General features: G+C 70.7%; 13 protein-coding genes. 2 read left to right on the top strand and 11 right to left on the bottom strand.

The genetic code is table 11. The features are described from left to right. Positions 1–87: 87 nt before the first annotated feature. The 5 genes from Q368_RS0103775 to Q368_RS0103755 all read right to left on the bottom strand — a co-directional run bounded on the left by Q368_RS0103775 (position 88) and on the right by Q368_RS0103755 (position 5,478). A complete protein-coding gene (locus tag Q368_RS0103775; RefSeq protein WP_029457432.1) occupies positions 88–345 on the bottom strand; it encodes a hypothetical protein in 258 nt (85 codons plus the stop codon). Further along, positions 342–995 carry a peroxiredoxin gene (locus Q368_RS0103770; RefSeq protein ID WP_029457430.1) on the bottom strand — a complete coding sequence of 218 codons (654 nt, stop codon included), beginning with the start codon at positions 993–995 and terminating at the stop codon, positions 342–344. Before Q368_RS0103770 ends, Q368_RS0103775 begins: the two co-directional genes overlap by 4 nt. Positions 996–1,130: 135 nt before the next feature. Beyond that, the gene (locus Q368_RS0103765; protein ID WP_029457429.1) at positions 1,131–3,791 is read right to left on the bottom strand and encodes a [protein-PII] uridylyltransferase family protein; all 2,661 of its coding nucleotides are present in this window, start codon (positions 3,789–3,791) and stop codon (positions 1,131–1,133) included. Positions 3,792–3,903: 112 nt separating this feature from the next. Next, positions 3,904–4,242 carry a P-II family nitrogen regulator gene (locus Q368_RS0103760; RefSeq protein ID WP_029457427.1) on the bottom strand — a complete coding sequence of 113 codons (339 nt, stop codon included), beginning with the start codon at positions 4,240–4,242 and terminating at the stop codon, positions 3,904–3,906. A gap of 21 nt (positions 4,243–4,263) precedes the next feature. After that, complete coding sequence (locus tag Q368_RS0103755; RefSeq protein WP_029457425.1) at positions 4,264–5,478, bottom strand: ammonium transporter; 1,215 nt, start codon at positions 5,476–5,478, stop codon at positions 4,264–4,266. 258 nt (positions 5,479–5,736) lie between these two features. On the opposite strand from Q368_RS0103755, the gene Q368_RS0103750 reads away from it, so the two are divergent. Beyond that, a complete protein-coding gene (locus tag Q368_RS0103750) occupies positions 5,737–7,263 on the top strand; it encodes an ATP-binding response regulator (protein ID WP_029457422.1) in 1,527 nt (508 codons plus the stop codon). After that, the gene (locus Q368_RS0103745; protein WP_029457421.1) at positions 7,260–7,895 is read left to right on the top strand and encodes an FkbM family methyltransferase; all 636 of its coding nucleotides are present in this window, start codon (positions 7,260–7,262) and stop codon (positions 7,893–7,895) included. The genes Q368_RS0103750 and Q368_RS0103745 overlap by 4 nt, the downstream gene beginning before the upstream one ends. On the opposite strand, the gene Q368_RS0103740 is transcribed toward Q368_RS0103745, so the two are convergent. The 6 genes from Q368_RS0103740 to Q368_RS0103715 form a co-directional block, all read right to left on the bottom strand. Then, positions 7,892–9,034 (bottom strand): glycosyltransferase family protein, encoded by a 1,143-nt coding sequence (locus Q368_RS0103740; protein ID WP_029457419.1) that lies wholly within the window; start codon positions 9,032–9,034, stop codon positions 7,892–7,894. The genes Q368_RS0103745 and Q368_RS0103740 overlap by 4 nt on opposite strands. Then, the gene (locus tag Q368_RS0103735) at positions 9,031–9,654 is read right to left on the bottom strand and encodes a histidine phosphatase family protein (RefSeq protein ID WP_029457417.1); all 624 of its coding nucleotides are present in this window, start codon (positions 9,652–9,654) and stop codon (positions 9,031–9,033) included. The genes Q368_RS0103740 and Q368_RS0103735 overlap by 4 nt, the downstream gene beginning before the upstream one ends. 64 nt (positions 9,655–9,718) lie before the next feature. Further along, positions 9,719–13,690 carry a PAS domain-containing protein gene (locus Q368_RS0103730; RefSeq protein WP_029457415.1) on the bottom strand — a complete coding sequence of 1,324 codons (3,972 nt, stop codon included), beginning with the start codon at positions 13,688–13,690 and terminating at the stop codon, positions 9,719–9,721. Between the two features lie 126 nt (positions 13,691–13,816). Next, the gene (locus tag Q368_RS0103725; RefSeq protein ID WP_029457413.1) at positions 13,817–14,932 is read right to left on the bottom strand and encodes a glycosyltransferase family 4 protein; all 1,116 of its coding nucleotides are present in this window, start codon (positions 14,930–14,932) and stop codon (positions 13,817–13,819) included. Continuing rightward, complete coding sequence (locus tag Q368_RS0103720; protein ID WP_052360015.1) at positions 14,929–16,281, bottom strand: glycosyltransferase; 1,353 nt, start codon at positions 16,279–16,281, stop codon at positions 14,929–14,931. Before Q368_RS0103720 ends, Q368_RS0103725 begins: the two co-directional genes overlap by 4 nt. 38 nt (positions 16,282–16,319) lie before the next feature. Next, entirely contained in the window at positions 16,320–17,774 is a 1,455-nt protein-coding gene (locus Q368_RS0103715) for a dihydrolipoyl dehydrogenase family protein (protein ID WP_029457410.1), read from the bottom strand. Positions 17,775–17,852: the final 78 nt, after the last annotated feature.

Genomic DNA, 17,852 nt, shown 5'->3' with positions numbered 1-17,852 from the left:
TACATAATACCCCAATCCCCGGCCGTAAAGGGCGTCGGGAGAGCCGCGGCGTCTCCCTCCTTGCGGTTTCCCGGCAGCGCACCCGCGCTACCGGGACAACTTCTCCAAGGCCAGTTCCGTCGGGGCGAGGCGGCCTTCGACCTCTTCGAGCAGCCCCAGGTTCACCATGTCGCGCACCATGGGCTGCACCTGGGAAAAGTGGCGCACCAGGGCCCGGCTGATGTCTTCTTCCGTGGCCGGCGGATCACAGGCGCGCAGGATGTCCTTGGCGGTCTGGGTCAGGGCTCCGTCGGGCTTTATCGCAGCAATGCTTTCGTCCGCATCGATGCGGGCATCGGAAGTCATGAAGTCTCCTTTTTGCAAAAATACCAATCCGGACAGGCCGCACCGCCCGCCTTGGCCCTTTCCTCGGCCATGGCCTGCGTGCGCGGCGGCGGAGCGAGCACCGGCTCGCCCGGCTTCCAGCCGGCAGGGGTGGCGACCCCATGGGCGTCGGTGGCCTGCAACGCGGCCACCAGGCGCACGATTTCGCCCACGTCCCGCCCCGTGGTCATGGGGTAGGCCGAAAACGCCCGCACGATGCCGCGGTCGTCGATGACATAGGTCATGCGGACCGGTTCGTTGGGGGATTCGGCGGACATGAGCATGCCGTAGCGCCGGGCCATCTCTCCGGTGACGTCGGCCACCAGGGGAAAGTCGATGGTCACGGCGAACCTGGATTCGAGGGAACGCACCCAGGCGATGTGGGAAAAAACGGAGTCCACGGACAGGCCCAGCAGTTCGCAGCGCATGGCGCGCAGCTTTTCGCGCGCCCCGGCGAAGGCGATGAGTTCGGTCGCGCACACGGGAGTGAAGTCCGCAGGGTGGGAGAAGAGCACCAGCCAGCTTTCCCGGAAATCCTCCAGGCGCAGGATGCCGTGGGTGGTTTCCGCCTCGAAGTCCGGGGCAGGCTCGCCGATGCGCGGCGTAAGGGGCGTGGCGTCGCGGTCCGTCATGAAAACTCCTTGCCGGCCGCTTCATGGCATCACGGCGCGGCGCGGATGTCCAATATATCGCCGCATTGACGGCCGGCGTCAAGCGCGGGCGACGCAGAAAGCATTGCGCCGCGCCGCGCGAGCCCGGTCATACGGTCAGTGCAACACGCACAGATCATCGGCCAGCCGGTGGAGCAACGCCGCCTTGATTTCCCGCACCTGCTCGGGGTCCTCCACGCGTCGGCCGTCGTAGCCGCGCACGTAAAACACGTCACGCACCCGGCCGGCCGGCGTCATCACCTTGGCCAGGTGCGTTTCCAGGCGCAGCTCGTAGAGCGTGCGGGCGATGTCGTATAAAAGGCCCACCCGGTCGTCGCAGGTCACCTCGATCACCGTAAAGAGGTCCGAGGCGCGGTTGTCCAGCACGATGGCCGGCGGCGTGCGCGGTCCGGAGACCGTGGGGCCGAAAAGCAGCGACGCCCGCTTCCGGGCCAGACGGTAGGCCAGGAAGAGCTTGCCGGTCAGGGCGTAGCGGATGGCCCGCTGCACCCGGGCGAAGACCTCGTCGGCGTAGAGCACGTCGGGGGGGTTGGCCGTACGCAGGGAGAGGATGGTCGCGCCGTCGTTTAAGACGAACACGTCCGCGTCGTGGATGGAGAGGTCGTGCAGGGCGAGCACGCCGGCCACGGTGGCGAAGAGCGCCCGCACCCGCCGCGCCACCACGGTGACGGCGAAGCCTTCGCCGCCGGGCAGGGCCTCGTGGGCAAGCGCCACCACGTCGCGGCCGCCCTGCCCTTCCCGGGGGCTCGGGCGCATGCGCCGCTCCTCGGCCGCCGCGGCGTCGAGCCGGGTCAGGAGTTCCAGGTGGGCGAGAATGGTCTCCGGGCTCTCCACGACCAGATAGCGCGGCGGCATGGCCAGGATGGCCCGTTCCAGGGCCTCGGGGTCCAGGCGGCCCTTGGCCGCCTCGCGCAGCCGTTCGCGCGTGGCGAGCATGACCCGGGCGTCGTCGCGGTCGAAAAGCCGACCCTGCTCGATGGCCGTGCGCACCTTGGCGTAGAGGTCGAGGACGAGGGTCTCCTTCCAGGCGGTCCAGGCCTGCGGCCCGGTGGCCAGGCCGTCGCAGCGGGCGATGAGCGCCAGCATGTCGAGCAGTTCCACCGTGGCCGCGCGCGAGGCGACCCGGGCGACCACGTCGGGGTCGGCCAGGTCGCGGCCCGTGGCCGTCTCGGGCAAAAGCAGGTGTTCGCGCACGAGCGCGGCCACGGCCTGCCGGGCCTCGGGCGGCGCGGACAGGCGGGAGAGCATCTCCTCGGCCAGGGCCGCGCCCTTTTCGGCGTGCCCGCCGCCAAGGCCCTTGCCCACGTCGTGCAGCAGCGTTCCCCAGAAGACGAGTTCGGGCCGGGGCAGGCCGGCAAGGAGCGCGCGAAACCGCGCATCGCCCTCGCCGGCGCGCAGCGCGGCAAGCAGGCGCACCGCCTCCAGGCTGTGCCGGCCCACGGGATGGACGTGGTAGATGTCGAAGGAAACGATGTCCTCGACGCGGGCGAATTCCGGCAGCAAGGCGCGAAGGAGCCCCGAGGACATGACCGCGTCCATGGCCGCGCCCGTGGTGTCGGCGAGCATCACCGCGCCAAGTCCCTCGTAGAGACGCCGCGCCGTGCGCGGCGACACGTCGGCCAGCCTCCCGAGGGCGACGGCCAGGGAGCGCAGGCGGCGCATGGTTTCGTGGGAGGGGGGCACGCCGGTCGCGGCGCCTGCGCCGAGCAGGTCGAAGACGGCCTCCATGGCCGCCGCGTCGGAAAGCCCCGGGGAAAAACGGATGCCCTCGGCGGCCCGCTCCACGCCGCCGGACAGGGGCACGGCCGGGGCGTCCAGGTCCACCGCGCCCACGGCCCCGGCCAGAAGCGGCCAGGCCGAGGCGCGCAGGGCCTTGATGTCGGCCATGCGGCGCAGCAGCCGCGAGAGGAAGCGCTCCACCCCGGCCCGGTCGCCCCGTGGGCCGAAACCCATGGCCTCGGCCAGGCGCTCCTGGAACTCGAAATAAAGCTTGTCGCTCTTGCGGCCGCACAGGCGGTGCAGGTGCATGCGCGCCGTGAGCACGAAGGCGGCGTCGGCTTCCAGGGCGGCGAGCTCCCTGGCGAGCACCCGCGCGTCGCCGTCGCGGCCCGGGTCCAGGGCCAGAAGCCAGCGGACCTGATGCGCGTCGCGTAGGCCCCCGAGGCCGTTTTTGAGGTCCGGTTCGAGCATGCCGCCGGCGTCGCCGTAGTTGTGCTTGCGCACGGCGTTGGCCGCGTCGAGCCAGCGGGCGAAATCCGCGGCGCAGGCGGGAAAGACGTCCCGGCGCAACCGGTCGAGCAGCCCCTCGCCCACGGCCGTTTCGCCGGCCACCACGCGCATGTCGAGAAACGACGCCAGCACCTGCTGGTCCCTGCGCGCAAGCTCCAGGCATTCGCTGATCGCGCGCACCCCGTGGCCGAGGTCCACGCCCAGGTCCCACAAGGGGAAAAAGAGGAACCGGGCCAGCTCGGCGGCGTCGCCCGGGGCCTCGCCGCCGTAGACCACGAGCACGTCGATGTCCGAGGCCGGGCACAGCTCCCGGCGGCCATAGCCGCCCACGGCGACCAGGGCGAATGTGGGGCGCACCGCGCCGTCCTCCTCGAACTCGGCCAGCCGTTCGCGAAAATAGCGGTCGTAGACGTCGGACAGGGCGCGCACATAGGCCACATCCACGTTGCCGTCGGCCAGGGCCGTATCCAGCAGGGCCTTGCCCTCGACGAGACGGGCCGCGCTTTGGGGCCTTTCGGCTGGGACCATGCCGTTCTCCTGTGGCGCGAACGCAAAACCGGGGAGGAGCGCGCGTATCCGCTCTCCTCCCCGGCGACGTGTGAGGGATTGACGGGGCCGGGGAAGATTCCCCGCCGCCCGGCTAGACGGCCGCGTTGCCGGTTTCGCCGGTACGGATGCGGATGACCTCGTCGATGGTGGAGACGAAGATCTTTCCGTCGCCCACTTCGCCGGTCTGGGCGGCGGCCTGGATGGCGCGGATGACCTCGGCGGCCACGCCGTCCTCGACGATCAGCTCCATCTTGACCTTGGGCACGAAATCGACCTGGTACTCGGCGCCGCGGTAGACCTCTGTGTGGCCGCGCTGCCGGCCGAAGCCCTTGACCTCGGAGACGGTCATGCCCTTGATGCCGATGCTCGTGAGCTTTTCCTTGATCTCGTCCAGCTTGTAAGGCCGGGTGATGACTTCGATCTTCTTCATGGCGCGCTCCTTCTCCCCTCGTTAGAGCTGGTAGCCGACTTCGCTGTGCTGGCTGACGTCGAGACCCTTGTTCTCGTCGTCCTGGCTTACCCGAATACCGACCATCAAGTCCACGACTTTAAAGAGGATCAGGGACATGACGAAGCAGAACGCCCAGGTGGCGACCACGGACACGAACTGGATCCACAACTGTCCGGGGTTGCCGTAGAACAGGCCGTTGGCCCCGGCGTCGTTGACGGCCGTGGTGGCGAAAAGACCCGTGGCCAGGGCGCCGAAGGTGCCGCCGAGGCCGTGGATGCCGACCACGTCCAGGGAGTCGTCGTACTTGAACACGCCCTTCATGAGCACGCCGCCGTAGCACAGCGCGCCGGCGACCAGGCCCATGAGGATGGCCGGCATGGGCTCGACGAAGCCCGCCGCCGGGGTGATGGCCACGAGCCCGGCCACCGCGCCGGAAGCCATGCCGAGCGTGGTCGGCTTGCCGCGGTGCAGCCACTCCACCACGATCCAGCTGACGGCCGCGGCCGCGGCGGCGAGGTGGGTGGTGACGAAGGCCGAGGCGGCCAGGCCGTTGGCGGCCAGGGCGCTGCCGGCGTTGAAGCCGAACCAGCCGAACCAGAGCAGGCCCGCGCCGAGGATGGTCAGGGGCAGGTTGTGCGGAATGAACGCCTGCTTGCCGTAGCCGTGGCGACGGCCCAGGTAGAGCGCGGCGGCCAGGGCGGACGCGCCGGAGCTCATGTGGACCACCGCGCCGCCGGCGAAGTCCAGCGCACCCATCTTGGCCATCCAGCCGCCGCCCCAGACCCAGTGGGCCATGGGGCAGTAGACCACGATCAGCCAGAGGCAGGTGAAAAGGACGAATCCGGAAAATTTGATGCGCTCGGCGAACGCGCCGGTGATGAGCGCCGGCGTGATGACGGCGAACATGCACTGGAAGATCATGAAGGCCAGGTGCGGGATGTTGTCCACGCCTTCCTTGGCCGCCGTGCCGACGCCCTTGAGGAACATGAAGTCCAGGTTGCCGATGAAGCCGCCGATGTCACCGCCGAACGCCAACGAGTAGCCGACGATGGCCCACAGGATGGTGACGGTGCCGAGCAGAATGTTGGAGTGCATGAGCGTGCCGAGGATGTTCTTGCCCCGGACCATGCCGCCGTAAAACAGGGCCAGGCCCGGGGTCATGAGCATGACCAGGGCAGCCGAAATGAGCACAAAGGCGGTATCCGCCGCGTTCATGAGTTTCCCCCTCTCGTAACGATTTTGTCGATCGCGCCACAGCCGCGCCGTGTCTCCATCCGCCCGGACGGGGTGGTCCGAAACGCCTTGCGGCGTATCGGCCCGCTCCGCGAGGACGGCACGACGAAAATTCCCCCTAGATGGAAGTTGACACTTTTGCAACAACAAAAAATGACCGCCCCGCCGAACGCCGCCCCTGGCGATACGCGCCCGATTGGAGTAGGCTCGACCGCAACCCGTCTTCCCGGGAGTCCTGCCATGTCCGACAAAAAAGCCAAAATTCTCGTCGTCGAGGACGATGCCGACGTCCGCCGGGCATTGGTGCTCTGGCTGGCCGGATCGGGATATGCGACGGTCGAAGCCGCGGACGGCCGCACGGGGCTTTCGCTCGTGGCCGGCGAAAAACCCGACGCCGTGCTCCTGGACCTGCGCCTGCCGGGGCTCGACGGCTTCGAGGTGCTGGCCGCGCTCGGGCGCGAGGGCGGCGAGCCGCCGCCGGTGATCATCATTTCGGGCCAGGACGAGATCGCGGGCGTGGTCCGCGCCTTCCGCATGGGCGCGGCCGACTACCTGCAAAAACCCATCGTGAGCTTCGACCTGCTCGACCACGCCCTGGAGGCGGTGCTCGAACGCGAGCACCTGTCCCGCGCCGTGCGCCTGGCCGAAAAACGCTATTTCAACCTCGTGCAGAACCTGCCGCTGCTCGTGTTCGTGCTGGACGCCGCAGGCAACCTGGCGTTTATAAACAAGTTCTGCCGCCAGCTGCTCGGCTATTCCCGGGGCGAGGCGCTCACCGCGCAGGACTGGTTTTTTTCCTGCGTCCATCCCGAGGACCGCGAGCGCGTGCGCGCCCTGTGCCGCCGCGGCTTCAGCTCGAGGGAGCGCGCGCGCACCGAGGAATGCCGGTTCGTGCACAAAAACGGGGCCACCATCCACGCCCTGCTGCGGGCCATCCCCTCGGCGCGGCCGACGCAAGGCGGCGAGGCCGCCTCCATCGAAGGCATCGTGGTGGACATCACCGACCGGGTGGAGCTCGAGCGTTTCGTGGTGCAGGAGGAAAAGCTCAAGACCCTGGGCGCGATCTCCGCCGAAGTGGCCCACGAGATCAGGAACCCGCTTTTCTCCATCGCCGGCTTCGCCCACCGCCTGCAAGCCCGCATGCCGGAAAGTCGCGAGGCGGCCATCATCCTGGCCGAGGCCCGCCGCCTGGAGGACATCCTCAACCGCATCAGCACCTACCTGCACCCCGTGGACCTGCGGCCGCGCCAGTGCGCCTTAAGCGCCATCGTCACCGCCGCCCTGGAATTCCTGGCCCCGGAATTCTCCACCCGGGACATTTCGGCGCGCACGCACCTGGCCCCGGCCCTGCCGGAACTCCAGCTCGACCCGGAACTGCTCACGCAGGTGGTCACGAGCCTCGTACGCTTCGCCGCCCGCAACCTGCCCGAGGGCGGCCGGGTGGAAATCGCCTCCTCGCGCCACGCCCGTTTCGCCCACCTCGACGTGGCCTTCACCACCTCCCTGCCGGTGCGCGAACCGGATCTGCTCTTCCTGCCCTTCCAGGAGGGCGACGAGCGCATGGGGCTGCCGCTTTCCTACCGCATCGTCAAAAACATGGGCGGCGCCCTGACCTTTTCCCAGATCGGCAAAGAGGCGGCCTTCACGGTCCAGCTGCCGCTCGGGCCGCTAAGCGAACCCCTGCCCCCGTTCGAGGGCGACGCCGAGGAAGAGGACGCCGGGGAAGACGAAGCGGCCGCCCTGCCCGGGCCGGGACAGGCTTCATGACCCGAGAAGGCTGGCTGTTGCGTCTGGAGGCGCTGCCCCTGCCCCACGCGCCCGTGATCGTGGACGGCGGTGCCAACAAGGGCAATGTGGCGGCCCGGCTCCTTGCGGCGTTCCCCCAGGCGCGCGTGGAAGCCTTCGAGCCCCAGACGCGGCTGGTCCGCAAGCTCGCCAAGCGCTTTGCCGGGGACGTCCGGGTGCGCGCCCACGCCCTGGCTCTGGGTGAAACGGAAACCATGCTGCCCCTTGCCGTCATGAACCGGCCGACGCTGTCCTCGCTGCTGCCGCCGACCGGCATCCTCGGCAAATACGCCGGGGAGGCCCTTGCGGTCACGGACACGGAACAGGTGGCGGTGGCGCGCCTGGACACGGTGCTTGCCTGCGCGGACGTGATCAAGCTCGACCTGCAGGGCTACGAACTGCCGGCGCTTCGCGGCGCGACGAAGCTCCTCCCGGGCGTTTCGGTCGTTGTCGCCGAGGCGGCGCTGCTGCCGCTCTACGCCGGGCAGGCGCTGCTGCCGGAACTGGAGGCGTTTCTCAAGGCATTCGGCTTCAGGCTTGACGGGATGTACGATTTCTTCCGCGACGCGGGAGGCAGGATCGTTTCCGGGGACGCGCTGTTTCGCCGCGTTTAAAACGAGGCCAGGATCGCCGCCGTGCCCCGCGCGCCGCCCAGGTCGATGGCCGCCTTGGGCGGGCGCGGCGCGTCCAGGGCGGCGACGCAGCGCGCGGCAAGGACCGCCGGGGCAAGCGCGTCCGGCGCCAGCATGCCGAGGAGCCCCAGTTCGGCAAGCCTCTCCGCCCGCATGCGCTGCTCCCGGTTCTGGTCGAAAGGCAGGACCAGCCCCCGCGCCCCGGCGGCGAGCAGCGCCATGACGGTGTTGTAACCGGCAAGGCTCACGGACAGGTCGCAGGCGGCCAGGACATCGGGAAAGGCGTCGGCGAACCGGGCCACGCGCGCATCGGGCAGCATCTCCGCGGCCGCGACAAGCCCGGCGAAAACGTCGTCCGGGCAAAACGGCCCGGAAAAGACGCGCACGGCCGCCCGGGAAAGGCGCGGCGAATCCCGTGCCGCGGCGAGCAGCGCGGCGAGCAGTTCGCCGCCGACCTTGCCGCCCCCGGCGCTGGCCACGACAAGCTCCTTCCCCCCCGCCACGCCAAGCTGCCGGCGCACCGCGGCAACCGGGCGGCCGTTCGCGGTCGCGCCGGCCACGTAGCCCGTGTAGCGCACGGGCACGGGAATGTCCGCCGCCCTGGAAAAGGTGGCGTCGAGCCGGAAGAGCGCCGGATCGGCATGCACGCACACGCCGTCGTAATATTTCCCCAGCCGGTCGAGCACCCGGGCCTCGTAGCCGGCCTGGTCCTTTTTCTCGACCAGGATGTCGCGCACGCCGCACACGGCGCGCCCCCCCGCGCGGCGCACCGCCTCGAGGGCCGGAAGAAGCTCGAACTCGAAGGCCTTGCGGCCGAAGGGATAGAGCTCGACGAAAAAGACGTCCGGGGAAAAATCGCGCAGCGCCCCGGTGAGCGCCTCCCGGCGCGCGCGGCGCACCGCCTCGAGGGCCTCGCCGGCAAGGGAAAGCGCGCCGAACGCGGCGTCCATGGAGAGTTCCGGCAGGCGCAGCAGGGCAACCCCCTCGGGCACGGACGCGGGCGTGCGCGGGCCGCCGAGGACGAGCAGGCGCTCGTGGCCGGAAAGGGCCTCGACGATGGCGAGCGTGCGGAAAAGGTGCCCCATGCCGAGGACATGCTGGCAGTAGACGGCGATCCTCACGGCGCTGCGGACACCTGCGGCGCTTCGGGCAGCGCCACGTCCAGGGCGTCCACGGACAGGACGCCGTCCTGGCAGACAAGGCGCTGGAGCCTGTCGGGATCGAAGGCCCGGGGTTCTTCGGGCAGGTAGGCCCGGCCGAGCAGATGGTAAAGCACGGCCTTGATGACCCCTTGGTGGGAAACGACGAGCACGGTCCTGCCGGTGTTGGCCCGGGCGGCGTCGCTCAGGGCGTGCACGGCGCGCAGCCGCACTTCCTCACGCGACTCCCCTTCCGGCGGGGTGAAGCCCCAGCCGGCGGCCTCGGCCGCGCGCAGGGCGTCAGCCGGCACATCGCGCCAGAGCTTGCCGGTCCATTGGCCGAAATGCTGCTCGCGCAGCCGCTTGTCGAGGGTCACGGGCAGACGCAGGCGCAGGTTGAGGATGCCGACCGTGGCCTTGGCCCGGCCGAGGTCGCTCGCGACGACACGGGAAAACCCGAGCGTGGCCAACGGCGCTGCCAGGGCGGCGGCGGCCTCCTTGCCGGCGGGCGAAAGTTCGCTGTCCCATTGGCCCTGGATGCGCTTTTCCCTGTTCCAGTAGGTGGCGGCGTGCCGCAGCAGATAAAATACCGTGCGTCCCATAACGAGGCCCTTCCCGTCGGCATGGAGGAGATCCTGCCAGAAATTCCGGGAAAAGGCACGCGGCCTAGCCGCCCATGCGCCCAAGAAAGGCGTCCATGCCCGCCAGCGCCTCCCGGCAGATCTCGCGAAACCCGGGCGCGAGGGCATCGACCCTGGTCGCATCATCCGCAGCGGCGGCGGATTCCAAGGCCGCGGCCGCCTCGCGCATGGCCGTGGCCCCGAACATCGCCGCATTGCCCTTGAGCGTGTGGGCCACGCGCTCGCACACCCGCATGTCGCCCTCGCGCAGGGCGGCGTCCATGGCCGCGAGCTGCTCGGGCAGCGAACGGATGAATTCCCGTCCCACGCGGATGAGCAGGCCGGCCTTGTTGCGGTAGCGGGCAAAAAGCGCGGCCGTGTCCAGCACGCCCTTGCTTCTCCCGACCGTCTCGCCGGCCCTGGCCGGCGGGCGTCCATGGCGGGACAACACGCGGCGCACGGCCTCGAAAAAAAGCTCCACGTCGATGGGCTTGACGATGTAGTCGTCAAGGCCCGCCGCCAGGAAGCGCTCGCGTTCGTGGTCCAGGGCGTAGGCGGAAAGCCCGATCACGGGCACGGCGGGGTCGATGCCCATATGCCCGGCCCGGATGGCGCGGGTGGCGGCCAGCCCGTCCATGACCGGCATCTGGATGTCCATGAGCACCACGTCCACCGGGGACACGGCCAGGCACTCCAGGGCGGCCCGGCCGTTCTCGGCGGCGACGACCCGGTGTCCCCGGCTCTCCAGAAGGTCGGTGGCGAAGACGCGGTTGATGCGGTTATCCTCGACCAGGAGGATGGAAAGCGGCGGCAACGCGCCCGTGCGCGACGGCAGGACCGCCTCCTGCGGCCGGGACACAGGCGCGGCCATGGCGAAGGGACATTCGAGCCAGAAGGAGCTGCCCCGCCCGGGAACGCTTTCCATGCGGACCTCGCCGCCCATGAGCCCGGCCAGGAGCCGGCAGATGGCCAGCCCCAGCCCGGTTCCGGCCTGCCGTTTGGTCAGGCCCCCGTCCACCTGGGTGAAACTCTCGAAAATGGCGGCCTGCTGGTCGGAGGGGATGCCCACGCCGGTATCGCTCACGGTCAGGCGCAGCACCACGCGCCGCCCTTCGCCGCCGGGCCCGATGGTTTCGCCGACACGGCCGGCCCGGAGCGTCACGCCGCCCTGGTCGGTATACTTGACGGCGTTGTTGACGAGGTTGCGCAACACCTGGCGCAGGCGCAGGCCGTCGCCCCGGATGTCGCGAGGCACGTCGGGCGCGATTTCCAGGGCCAGGGACAGGCCCTTGTCGCGGGCGAGCACCTCCTGTTCCTTGAGCACCGCCTCCAGACAGGCGGGCAGGTCGAAGGACTCGGCCTTGAGTTCCATGCGCCCGGCCTCGATCTTCGAGTAGTCGAGGATGTCGTTTATAAGCGAAAGCAGCGTGGCCGCGGATTCCTCGACCACGGCCAGGCGCTCGCGCTGGCGCGCCTCGAGGCTGTCGCCGCGCATGAGCTGGACGTAGCCGAGCACGGCATTGAGCGGCGTGCGTATCTCGTGGCTCATGTTGGCCAGAAAGGCACCCTTGGCCCGACTGGCCGCCTCGGCGCGCTCCAGGGCGGCGGCCAGTTCCGCCTCCATCTTGCGCCCGGCCGTGACATCGCGCACGATCTCGATAATGGCCCGCACCGCGCCGTCGTCGCCGAGAAGCGGATAGCAGAAAAGCTCGACCCAACCGCTTTGCCGGTCGTCGACGACCCGCGGCACCACGCTCATGGCGAGCTTGCGCGTGGCCAGGGCCCGCAGCGACGGGCAGTCCTGGCAGGGCGTGGCCAGGCCGTGGAACACCTCGTGGCAGCTGCGGCCGACAATTTCCCCTTCCTCGGCGTACAGGCTGCGCATGGCGCGGTTGACCGACAGCACGGTCATGTCCGGCGACAGCACGCACACGCCTTCGCCCACGGCGGACAGGACCGTGTCGAGAAACTGCGCATCCTCGCGCTGCCGGGACAGCGCCCGGTCCCTCTCGGCCTGCGCCGCTTCGAGTTCGCGGGAGAGACGCGCCGCGTCCGCCTCCAGGTCCGCGCGCAACGCGGCGGCCGCGGCTTCGGACCGGTGGCGGTCGGTCACGTCCAGGGCGACGCCAACCAGCCCATAAGGCTCGCTCGTATCCGCGTCGCGCACGCAAGCCTTGTACAAGCGGAGGTGCCGCTCCCCGCCCGTCGTGGCCAGCGTGGCCTCGTAGACCTGCCTGCCGCCGCGGGCCAGCAACTGCGTATCGAGGGCCGCATAGGCAGCGGCCTCCCTGTCCTCGAAGATCTCTTCGAAACGCTTGCCAACGAGGTGTTCGCGCGGCACCGAGACCAGGGATTCGAAAGCCTGGTTGCAGCCGCTGTAGCGCCGGTCGGCGCTTTTGGAATATACGGGAACCGGCAGGGCATCGAGCAGCGTCCGGGCGAGCAGGGCCTCGCCGCGCAGCTTGTGCTGGGCGCGGCGGCGCGCCGTGACATCGCGGCCGACGCACTGGTACTCGAGCACCTTGCCGGCGGCGTCGAAGATGGCCCGGCAGGTCCAGCGCTGGTAGCGTTCCCGCCCGTCCGGGCGGCGCACGCGGTGCTCGTACCCCGTGGTCGGCCGCGAGGGGCAAATCGCCCGCATCCTGGACTGGCGCAGGGCCGCATCCTCTTCCGGCACGTCGGGCTGAAAATTTTCCGCCACGCAGCGTTCGGGCGTGCGCCCGTAGTAGCGGGCAAAAGCGGCATTGACGAACTGGAGGCGCATGTCCGCGTCGAGGCGGCAGATCAGCTCGGTCTGGTGTTCGACGATGGAACGGTAGCCGTTGTCCTCCCCGCGCCCGGCGTCGCCCGCGCCTGCGGCGGGGACGGCGCACGTCCCTTCCAGGTAGCGGGGACCGCCCAGCGCATCGCGCTTGACGCGCAGGGAGCAAAAAAGCCGCGTCGCCGTGCCGTCCTGTGAAAAGGCCCGCGTCTCGAAAGCGACGGGCCCGGGCTCGGCCAGCGCCCGTACGAGCAGATCCCGGCGCTCGGCCACGTCCAGGCGCAGGGGATGCGAAGGATTTCGCGCCTGGCGCAGGAAATCGGCCACGTCCCGGTAGCCCAGCAGCCGGGCCAGGGTCCTGTTGGCGGCAAGGGGCCGTCCCGAAGGATCCAGGCGGAACAGGCCGGGCGCGGCGTTGTCGTAGAGGTCGTGGTAGAGGTCCGCGCGCTCGCGCAGGGCCGCGCCTTCGGCTTCGGCAAGGACCGAGGACAGGGACCGCGCCACGTCGGTCCAGGCGAGCAGGCCGACCAGATAGCCGGCGGCGTCGGTGACGGCGAGACGGCCCGCGCCGGCCCCGTCCATGCCCCGCACGGCCTCGGTCAGGGCCAGTTGCGGCGAGATGGCCACGACCGGCACGCGCATGACCGCCGAAACCGGCGCTTCCTGGACGTCCTCGCCCCCGGCGAGCAGGGCCACCGCGTCGCGGGCCGTGAACATGCCGCGCGGTTTGTCCGCTTCGACAACCACCACGCCGCCCACGCCCATGCGCACCATGCGGTCGAGCACGGCGCGCAGCATCTCGCCGGGCCCGGCCGTGACCACGGCCCGGGCCATGGCGCTGGCCACGGTGCGACCGCACAGTTCGTCGAGCCCGGCGCACAGCCGCGCCACGTGAAACGGCGCCAGGATGCCGACGGCCTTGCCCGTGGCGTCCACCACGGCCAGCCGCCGCGACGGCGCGGCCAAAAGATGCCGCACGGCCGCCGGCAGGGCGTCGCCGTCCGGGGTGACGGCCACGGGTTCCATGAGATCGCGCACGGCCAGGTGCGCGGCCTTGTCCGGGGCCTGGACGAGCACCCGCGTCAGCCCGCGGGTGGTGACCACGCCAAGCGGCCGGCCGGCGTCGAGAACAAGGGCTTCGCCGGAGCCGGCGTCGAGAAGGGTCCGGGCGGCGGTGGCGGCGGAGGTCCACAGACCAAGCGTCAGCGGCGCAGCGGGCGGGAGATCGCGTAGCAGGGTTTCGCAGAGATTGCCCATGGCCATGACTCCAGGCCTCCCGGGACTGCTTTCACCCCTTCCGGAAGACCGCATCAATTCGCCTATATTTAAAAGTCAGAACGATTTCTTAATAATCGAAAAGAAACAATCCGGCCAGCAACAATTTCAGCGCCGCCCGACCAGCCGGCACAGGCGCTCGGCCACCGCGCCGTAATTGACCGCCCTGTCGTGCTCCGCGCGCACGTACCGGGCGGCCGCCTCGCCCATGGCGCGTCGCAGGGCCTTGTCGTCGAGCAATCGCGCCAGGGCGTCGCCGTAGGCCGCGGCGTCACCCGGAGGCGTGAGAAAGCCCGTGCGGCCGTTTACGACCACCTCGGGCACGCCGCCGTCGGCCAGGGCTACCACGGGCAACCCGGCCGCCTGCGCCTCCAGGTAGACCATGCCGAGGGATTCCCCGATGCCGGGAAAGGCGAACAGGTCGCCCGCGCCGAGGACCGCGCCGAGTTCGCCGCGCGGCACGAGCCCCAGAAACACGTGCCGGTCCGGCAACTCCCGCGCGGCCAGGGCGGCAAGGGGCTCGCGCATCTCCCCGTCCCCGGCCACGGCCAGGAAAAACGGCACTCCCTGGCGGGCCAGCTCGCCCAGGCGCAGGAAGAGAAACGCCAGGCTCTTCGCCTTGACGTCGTCACGAAACATGGCCGCCGTGACCACCACGGGCGCGTCGGTCACGCCCCACGCGCCGCGCAGACGACGCCGGGCCGCGGCGTCGAAAGCGAATTCCCCGGGGTCGATGCCCGGACGCACGTAGACCACGCGCTCCGGCGGCAGAAGGCGCAACAGGTTGGCCACGTCCAGCTTCCGGTTGGAAAAAACCGCGTCCGCGGCCAAAAGCGACCGGCGGTTGAGGGCATAGCCCAGGCACGTGGCCAGCCTGCGCCGCGTTTTCGTCGCATGGATGCCCTGGAAGATCACGTAGGGAATGCCGAGCACGCGCGCCACGTACGGGCCGATCACGTCCGGGGACTTGTAGTAGGCGTGGTAGGTGACGAAGGCGCGGGTCCCCTCCCGGCGCGCCGTGGCCAGGGCCTCGCGCCGGGCGGCCAGGGCTTTCAGCCACAGCAGCGGCCGGGCCGAGAACCAGCGTGCGCGGAACCGCGTGGGGACCACGGTTTCGATGCCGTGCCCGGCCAGGGCGGCGGCCAGTTCCCGGCCGATGGTGCGGTCGCCCGAGGGCACGGGGTGGTCCAGGGGCTTGAGCGGCGCATACAGAGCGACTTTCACGGCGCGGCGTCCGAAACGCCGGACGCGGGGCCGGGCACAGGGCCGGACGCGGGGGCAGACGCGGGGCCGGGCGGCGCGACCGTGGCCGCGAACGCCCCGGCAGGGCGGCCGGCGTGGCGGGCGAAGACGGCGGCCAGGGCGCGCGTGTTGGCCGTGTTGTCGAAATCACGGGCCACGGCCGCCTTGGCCGCCGCAACCAGCCGGGCGCGCAGGGCCGTGTCCTCCAGCAGCCGGCGCACGGCAGCGGCCAGGGCCTCGGGAGCGTCCGGGGGGCAGGTCAGGGCCGTGTCGCCGTTTCGGGCCAGCTCCGGCAGGGCCGAGACGTCGGTCGCGGCCACGGGCACGCCCATGGCCATGGCCTCGACCAGCACGTTGGGCACGCCGTCGCGGTCGCCGTTGGCGAGCACGCGGCAGCCGAGGACGAAGACATGGGCGCGGCGGTAGAGCCCGAGCACCGCCTCGTGCGGGAGCGCGCCGTGGAAGGTGACGCGGTCGGCGATGCCGAGCCGCCTCGCCTGCGCCGCCAGCGCCTCGCGGTCCTCGCCCGCGCCCACGAGGTCGTAGGTGAACGCGACGCCCTCTCCGGCCAGCCGGCCCAGGGCGTCGAGCACGGTGTCCAGGCCCTTCTTGGCGGTCAGCCGCGCCACGCTGAGCACGCGCCAGGGCGGCCCGGCCTCGGGCGCGGCATGGGCGTCGGAAAAGAGCTTGAGGTCGATGCCGTGGTACACCGCGAAAACCGGCGTGCCGTTCGGCGAGAGCCGGCGCAGGTACGCGGCGTTGGCCTGCGTGCAGGTGACCACGAAGGCGGCCTTGCCGATCTTGTCCGCGAGCTTTTCCGGGGCCTGCGTCCAGACGTCCTTGGCGTGGCCGGTGAAGCTCACGGGCAGGCCCTTGATCAGCCCGGCGTACAGGGCGACCGAGGTCGGGGAATGGGCGAAGTGGGCGTGCAAATGGACGTTTTCGCCCGGGGCGAGGGCGCGGCGGCAGAGGAACCCCGCCTGGAGCAGGTGCTTGAGCGTGGCCGAGCGCCGCGTGGCGGCCAAATGGCGCAGCATGCGCCCGAACGCCCTGGCGTAGCCGGCCGGCGAATCCAGGGCCGCGCGCACGTTTTCGTAGAGAAGCTCGCCGAGCGCCGGCAGGATGCGGTCCGGCAGATAGGTCACCGGGGCCTTGATGCGGTAGATGGCGGCGTGGCGGAGCGCCTCGCGTGGATCGCGCATGGAGACGATGCGCACGCGAAAGCCCAGGGACTCGAGCAGCGCGATCTCGTTGGCGATAAACGTCTCGGACAGGCGCGGATAGCCCTTGAGGACCATGACCAGCACCGGTTTTGCGGCTTGCGCCGGCATCCTCGCTCCTTTCGTGTTGCCGTCCCGGCCGCCGCGCCTCACGGCTGCGGCCCGCGTCCCCGGTAGCCGCAAAGCAGTCCCAGGACACGTCGGACGAACGGGGAAAAAAGTTTCGCCTCGAGCCCCCTGCCCGCGGCGCGCTTGCCCGTCTCGGCCAGGGTCGGATAGGGCAGCACCGCGCCGGCGAGCCTGCCCCAGCCCACCTTGCCGGCCAGGGCCACGGCCCAGGCCGCGGCCAGTTCCCCGGCGGCCGGGCCGACGATGCCGACGCCGACGAGCCGCCCCTTGCGGTCCCGCACGAGTTTGACAAACCCCGCGTCCTCGCCCTCGGCCCGGGCCCGGTCGTTGCCGGAAAAGGGCTCCACGACCACGTCGCCGAGTATTCCCCGCGCCCGGGCCTCGGCCTCGGTCGCCCCGACCACGGCCAGTTGCGGCTCGGTGTAGACGCAGCGCGGCAGATGCCGGTAGTCGGCCCGGCGCGGCAGGCGCAGCACCGCGCCGGCCAGCGCCACCCCGCCCTCGTAGCCTGCGGCGTGGGTGAAGAGGTGTTCGCCCGTGACGTCGCCCGCGCCGAAGATGTGGGGCCGCGACGTGCGCAGCCGCGCATCCAGCGCAAGGCCCTTTTTTGTCCGGGCAACCCCGGCCGCGTCAAGGCCCAGGCCGTCCAGGTTGGCCGTGCGCCCGAGCGCGACGAGAATTTCCGCCCCGCTGACCGTCTCGCGACGGCCGTCACGGGTGAGCGCCACGGCGCGCGTCCCGTCCGGCGCGCGGGAAACGGCCGTGACCGTGGCCCCGAGGCGCGCCTCCACGCCCTCGGCGGCCAGGCGCGCGGCCACCACGGCAGACAGGTCCGGGTCCTCGCGCGTGAGCAGCCGGGCGCTTCGCTGCACGAGCGTCACGCGGCTGCCCAGGCGCGAAAACGCCTGCCCCATCTCCACGGCCACGGCCCCGCCGCCGAGGATGACCAGGCTTTCGGGCAACGCTTCCAGGGAAAAAATCTCGCGGTTGGTGAGATACCCGGCCTCCGCCAGCCCCGGGATGGCGGGCACGGCCGCGCTCGAGCCCGTGGCCACGACGATGCGGTCGGCGCTTATGCGCCTGCCGTCCAGGATCACCGTATGGTCGTCGCAGAAACGGGCTTCGCCGAAACGCACGTCCGCGCCCAGGCGCGCGAAGCGCTCGGGCGAGTCGTGCTCCTGGATGGCGGCGATGACCGTTTCGATGCGTCGGCGCACGGCGGCGAAATCGACCGGCGGCGCAGGCACCTCCGGCAGGCCGAAGTCCCGGGCCCGGGCAAGGAGGCTGCGGGCGTGGGCCGTGGCGAGAAGGGTCTTGCTCGGCACGCAGCCGAAGTGCAGGCAGTCGCCGCCCAGGCGCGCCTCGCGCTCGACGAGGAGCGTTTTCACGCCAAGGCGCGCCGCCCCGGCCGCGACCGTGAGCCCGGCCGCGCCGCCGCCGAGGACGAGCAGGTCGTACTCGTAGTGCGTTCCCATGTCCGCCTCCGTATGCGTTTGAAGGGTCCGCCCCTTACCCCGCCGGGCGAATCATGGTAGCCTGTGTCCTGAAAAAAG

It is taken from the genome of Solidesulfovibrio alcoholivorans DSM 5433, assembly GCF_000702665.1.
GTDB classification, from domain to species: Bacteria; Desulfobacterota; Desulfovibrionia; order Desulfovibrionales; family Desulfovibrionaceae; genus Solidesulfovibrio; species Solidesulfovibrio alcoholivorans.
The sequence above is the reverse complement of the archived record's forward strand: the minus strand, read 5'-3'. Positions and strand labels throughout refer to the sequence as shown.

Excerpts from the sequence above, each read along its gene's own strand:
- Q368_RS0103775 (WP_029457432.1), bottom strand. The coding sequence starts at position 345 with ATGACTTCCGATGCCCGCATCGATGCGGACGAAAGCATTGCTGCGATA.
- Q368_RS0103770 (WP_029457430.1), bottom strand. The coding sequence starts at position 995 with ATGACGGACCGCGACGCCACGCCCCTTACGCCGCGCATCGGCGAGCCT.
- Q368_RS0103765 (WP_029457429.1), bottom strand. The coding sequence starts at position 3,791 with ATGGTCCCAGCCGAAAGGCCCCAAAGCGCGGCCCGTCTCGTCGAGGGC.
- Q368_RS0103760 (WP_029457427.1), bottom strand. The coding sequence starts at position 4,242 with ATGAAGAAGATCGAAGTCATCACCCGGCCTTACAAGCTGGACGAGATC.
- Q368_RS0103755 (WP_029457425.1), bottom strand. The coding sequence starts at position 5,478 with ATGAACGCGGCGGATACCGCCTTTGTGCTCATTTCGGCTGCCCTGGTC.
- Q368_RS0103750 (WP_029457422.1), top strand. The coding sequence starts at position 5,737 with ATGTCCGACAAAAAAGCCAAAATTCTCGTCGTCGAGGACGATGCCGAC.
- Q368_RS0103745 (WP_029457421.1), top strand. The coding sequence starts at position 7,260 with ATGACCCGAGAAGGCTGGCTGTTGCGTCTGGAGGCGCTGCCCCTGCCC.
- Q368_RS0103735 (WP_029457417.1), bottom strand. The coding sequence starts at position 9,654 with ATGGGACGCACGGTATTTTATCTGCTGCGGCACGCCGCCACCTACTGG.
- Q368_RS0103730 (WP_029457415.1), bottom strand. The coding sequence starts at position 13,690 with ATGGGCAATCTCTGCGAAACCCTGCTACGCGATCTCCCGCCCGCTGCG.
- Q368_RS0103720 (WP_052360015.1), bottom strand. The coding sequence starts at position 16,281 with ATGCCGGCGCAAGCCGCAAAACCGGTGCTGGTCATGGTCCTCAAGGGC.
- Q368_RS0103715 (WP_029457410.1), bottom strand. The coding sequence starts at position 17,774 with ATGGGAACGCACTACGAGTACGACCTGCTCGTCCTCGGCGGCGGCGCG.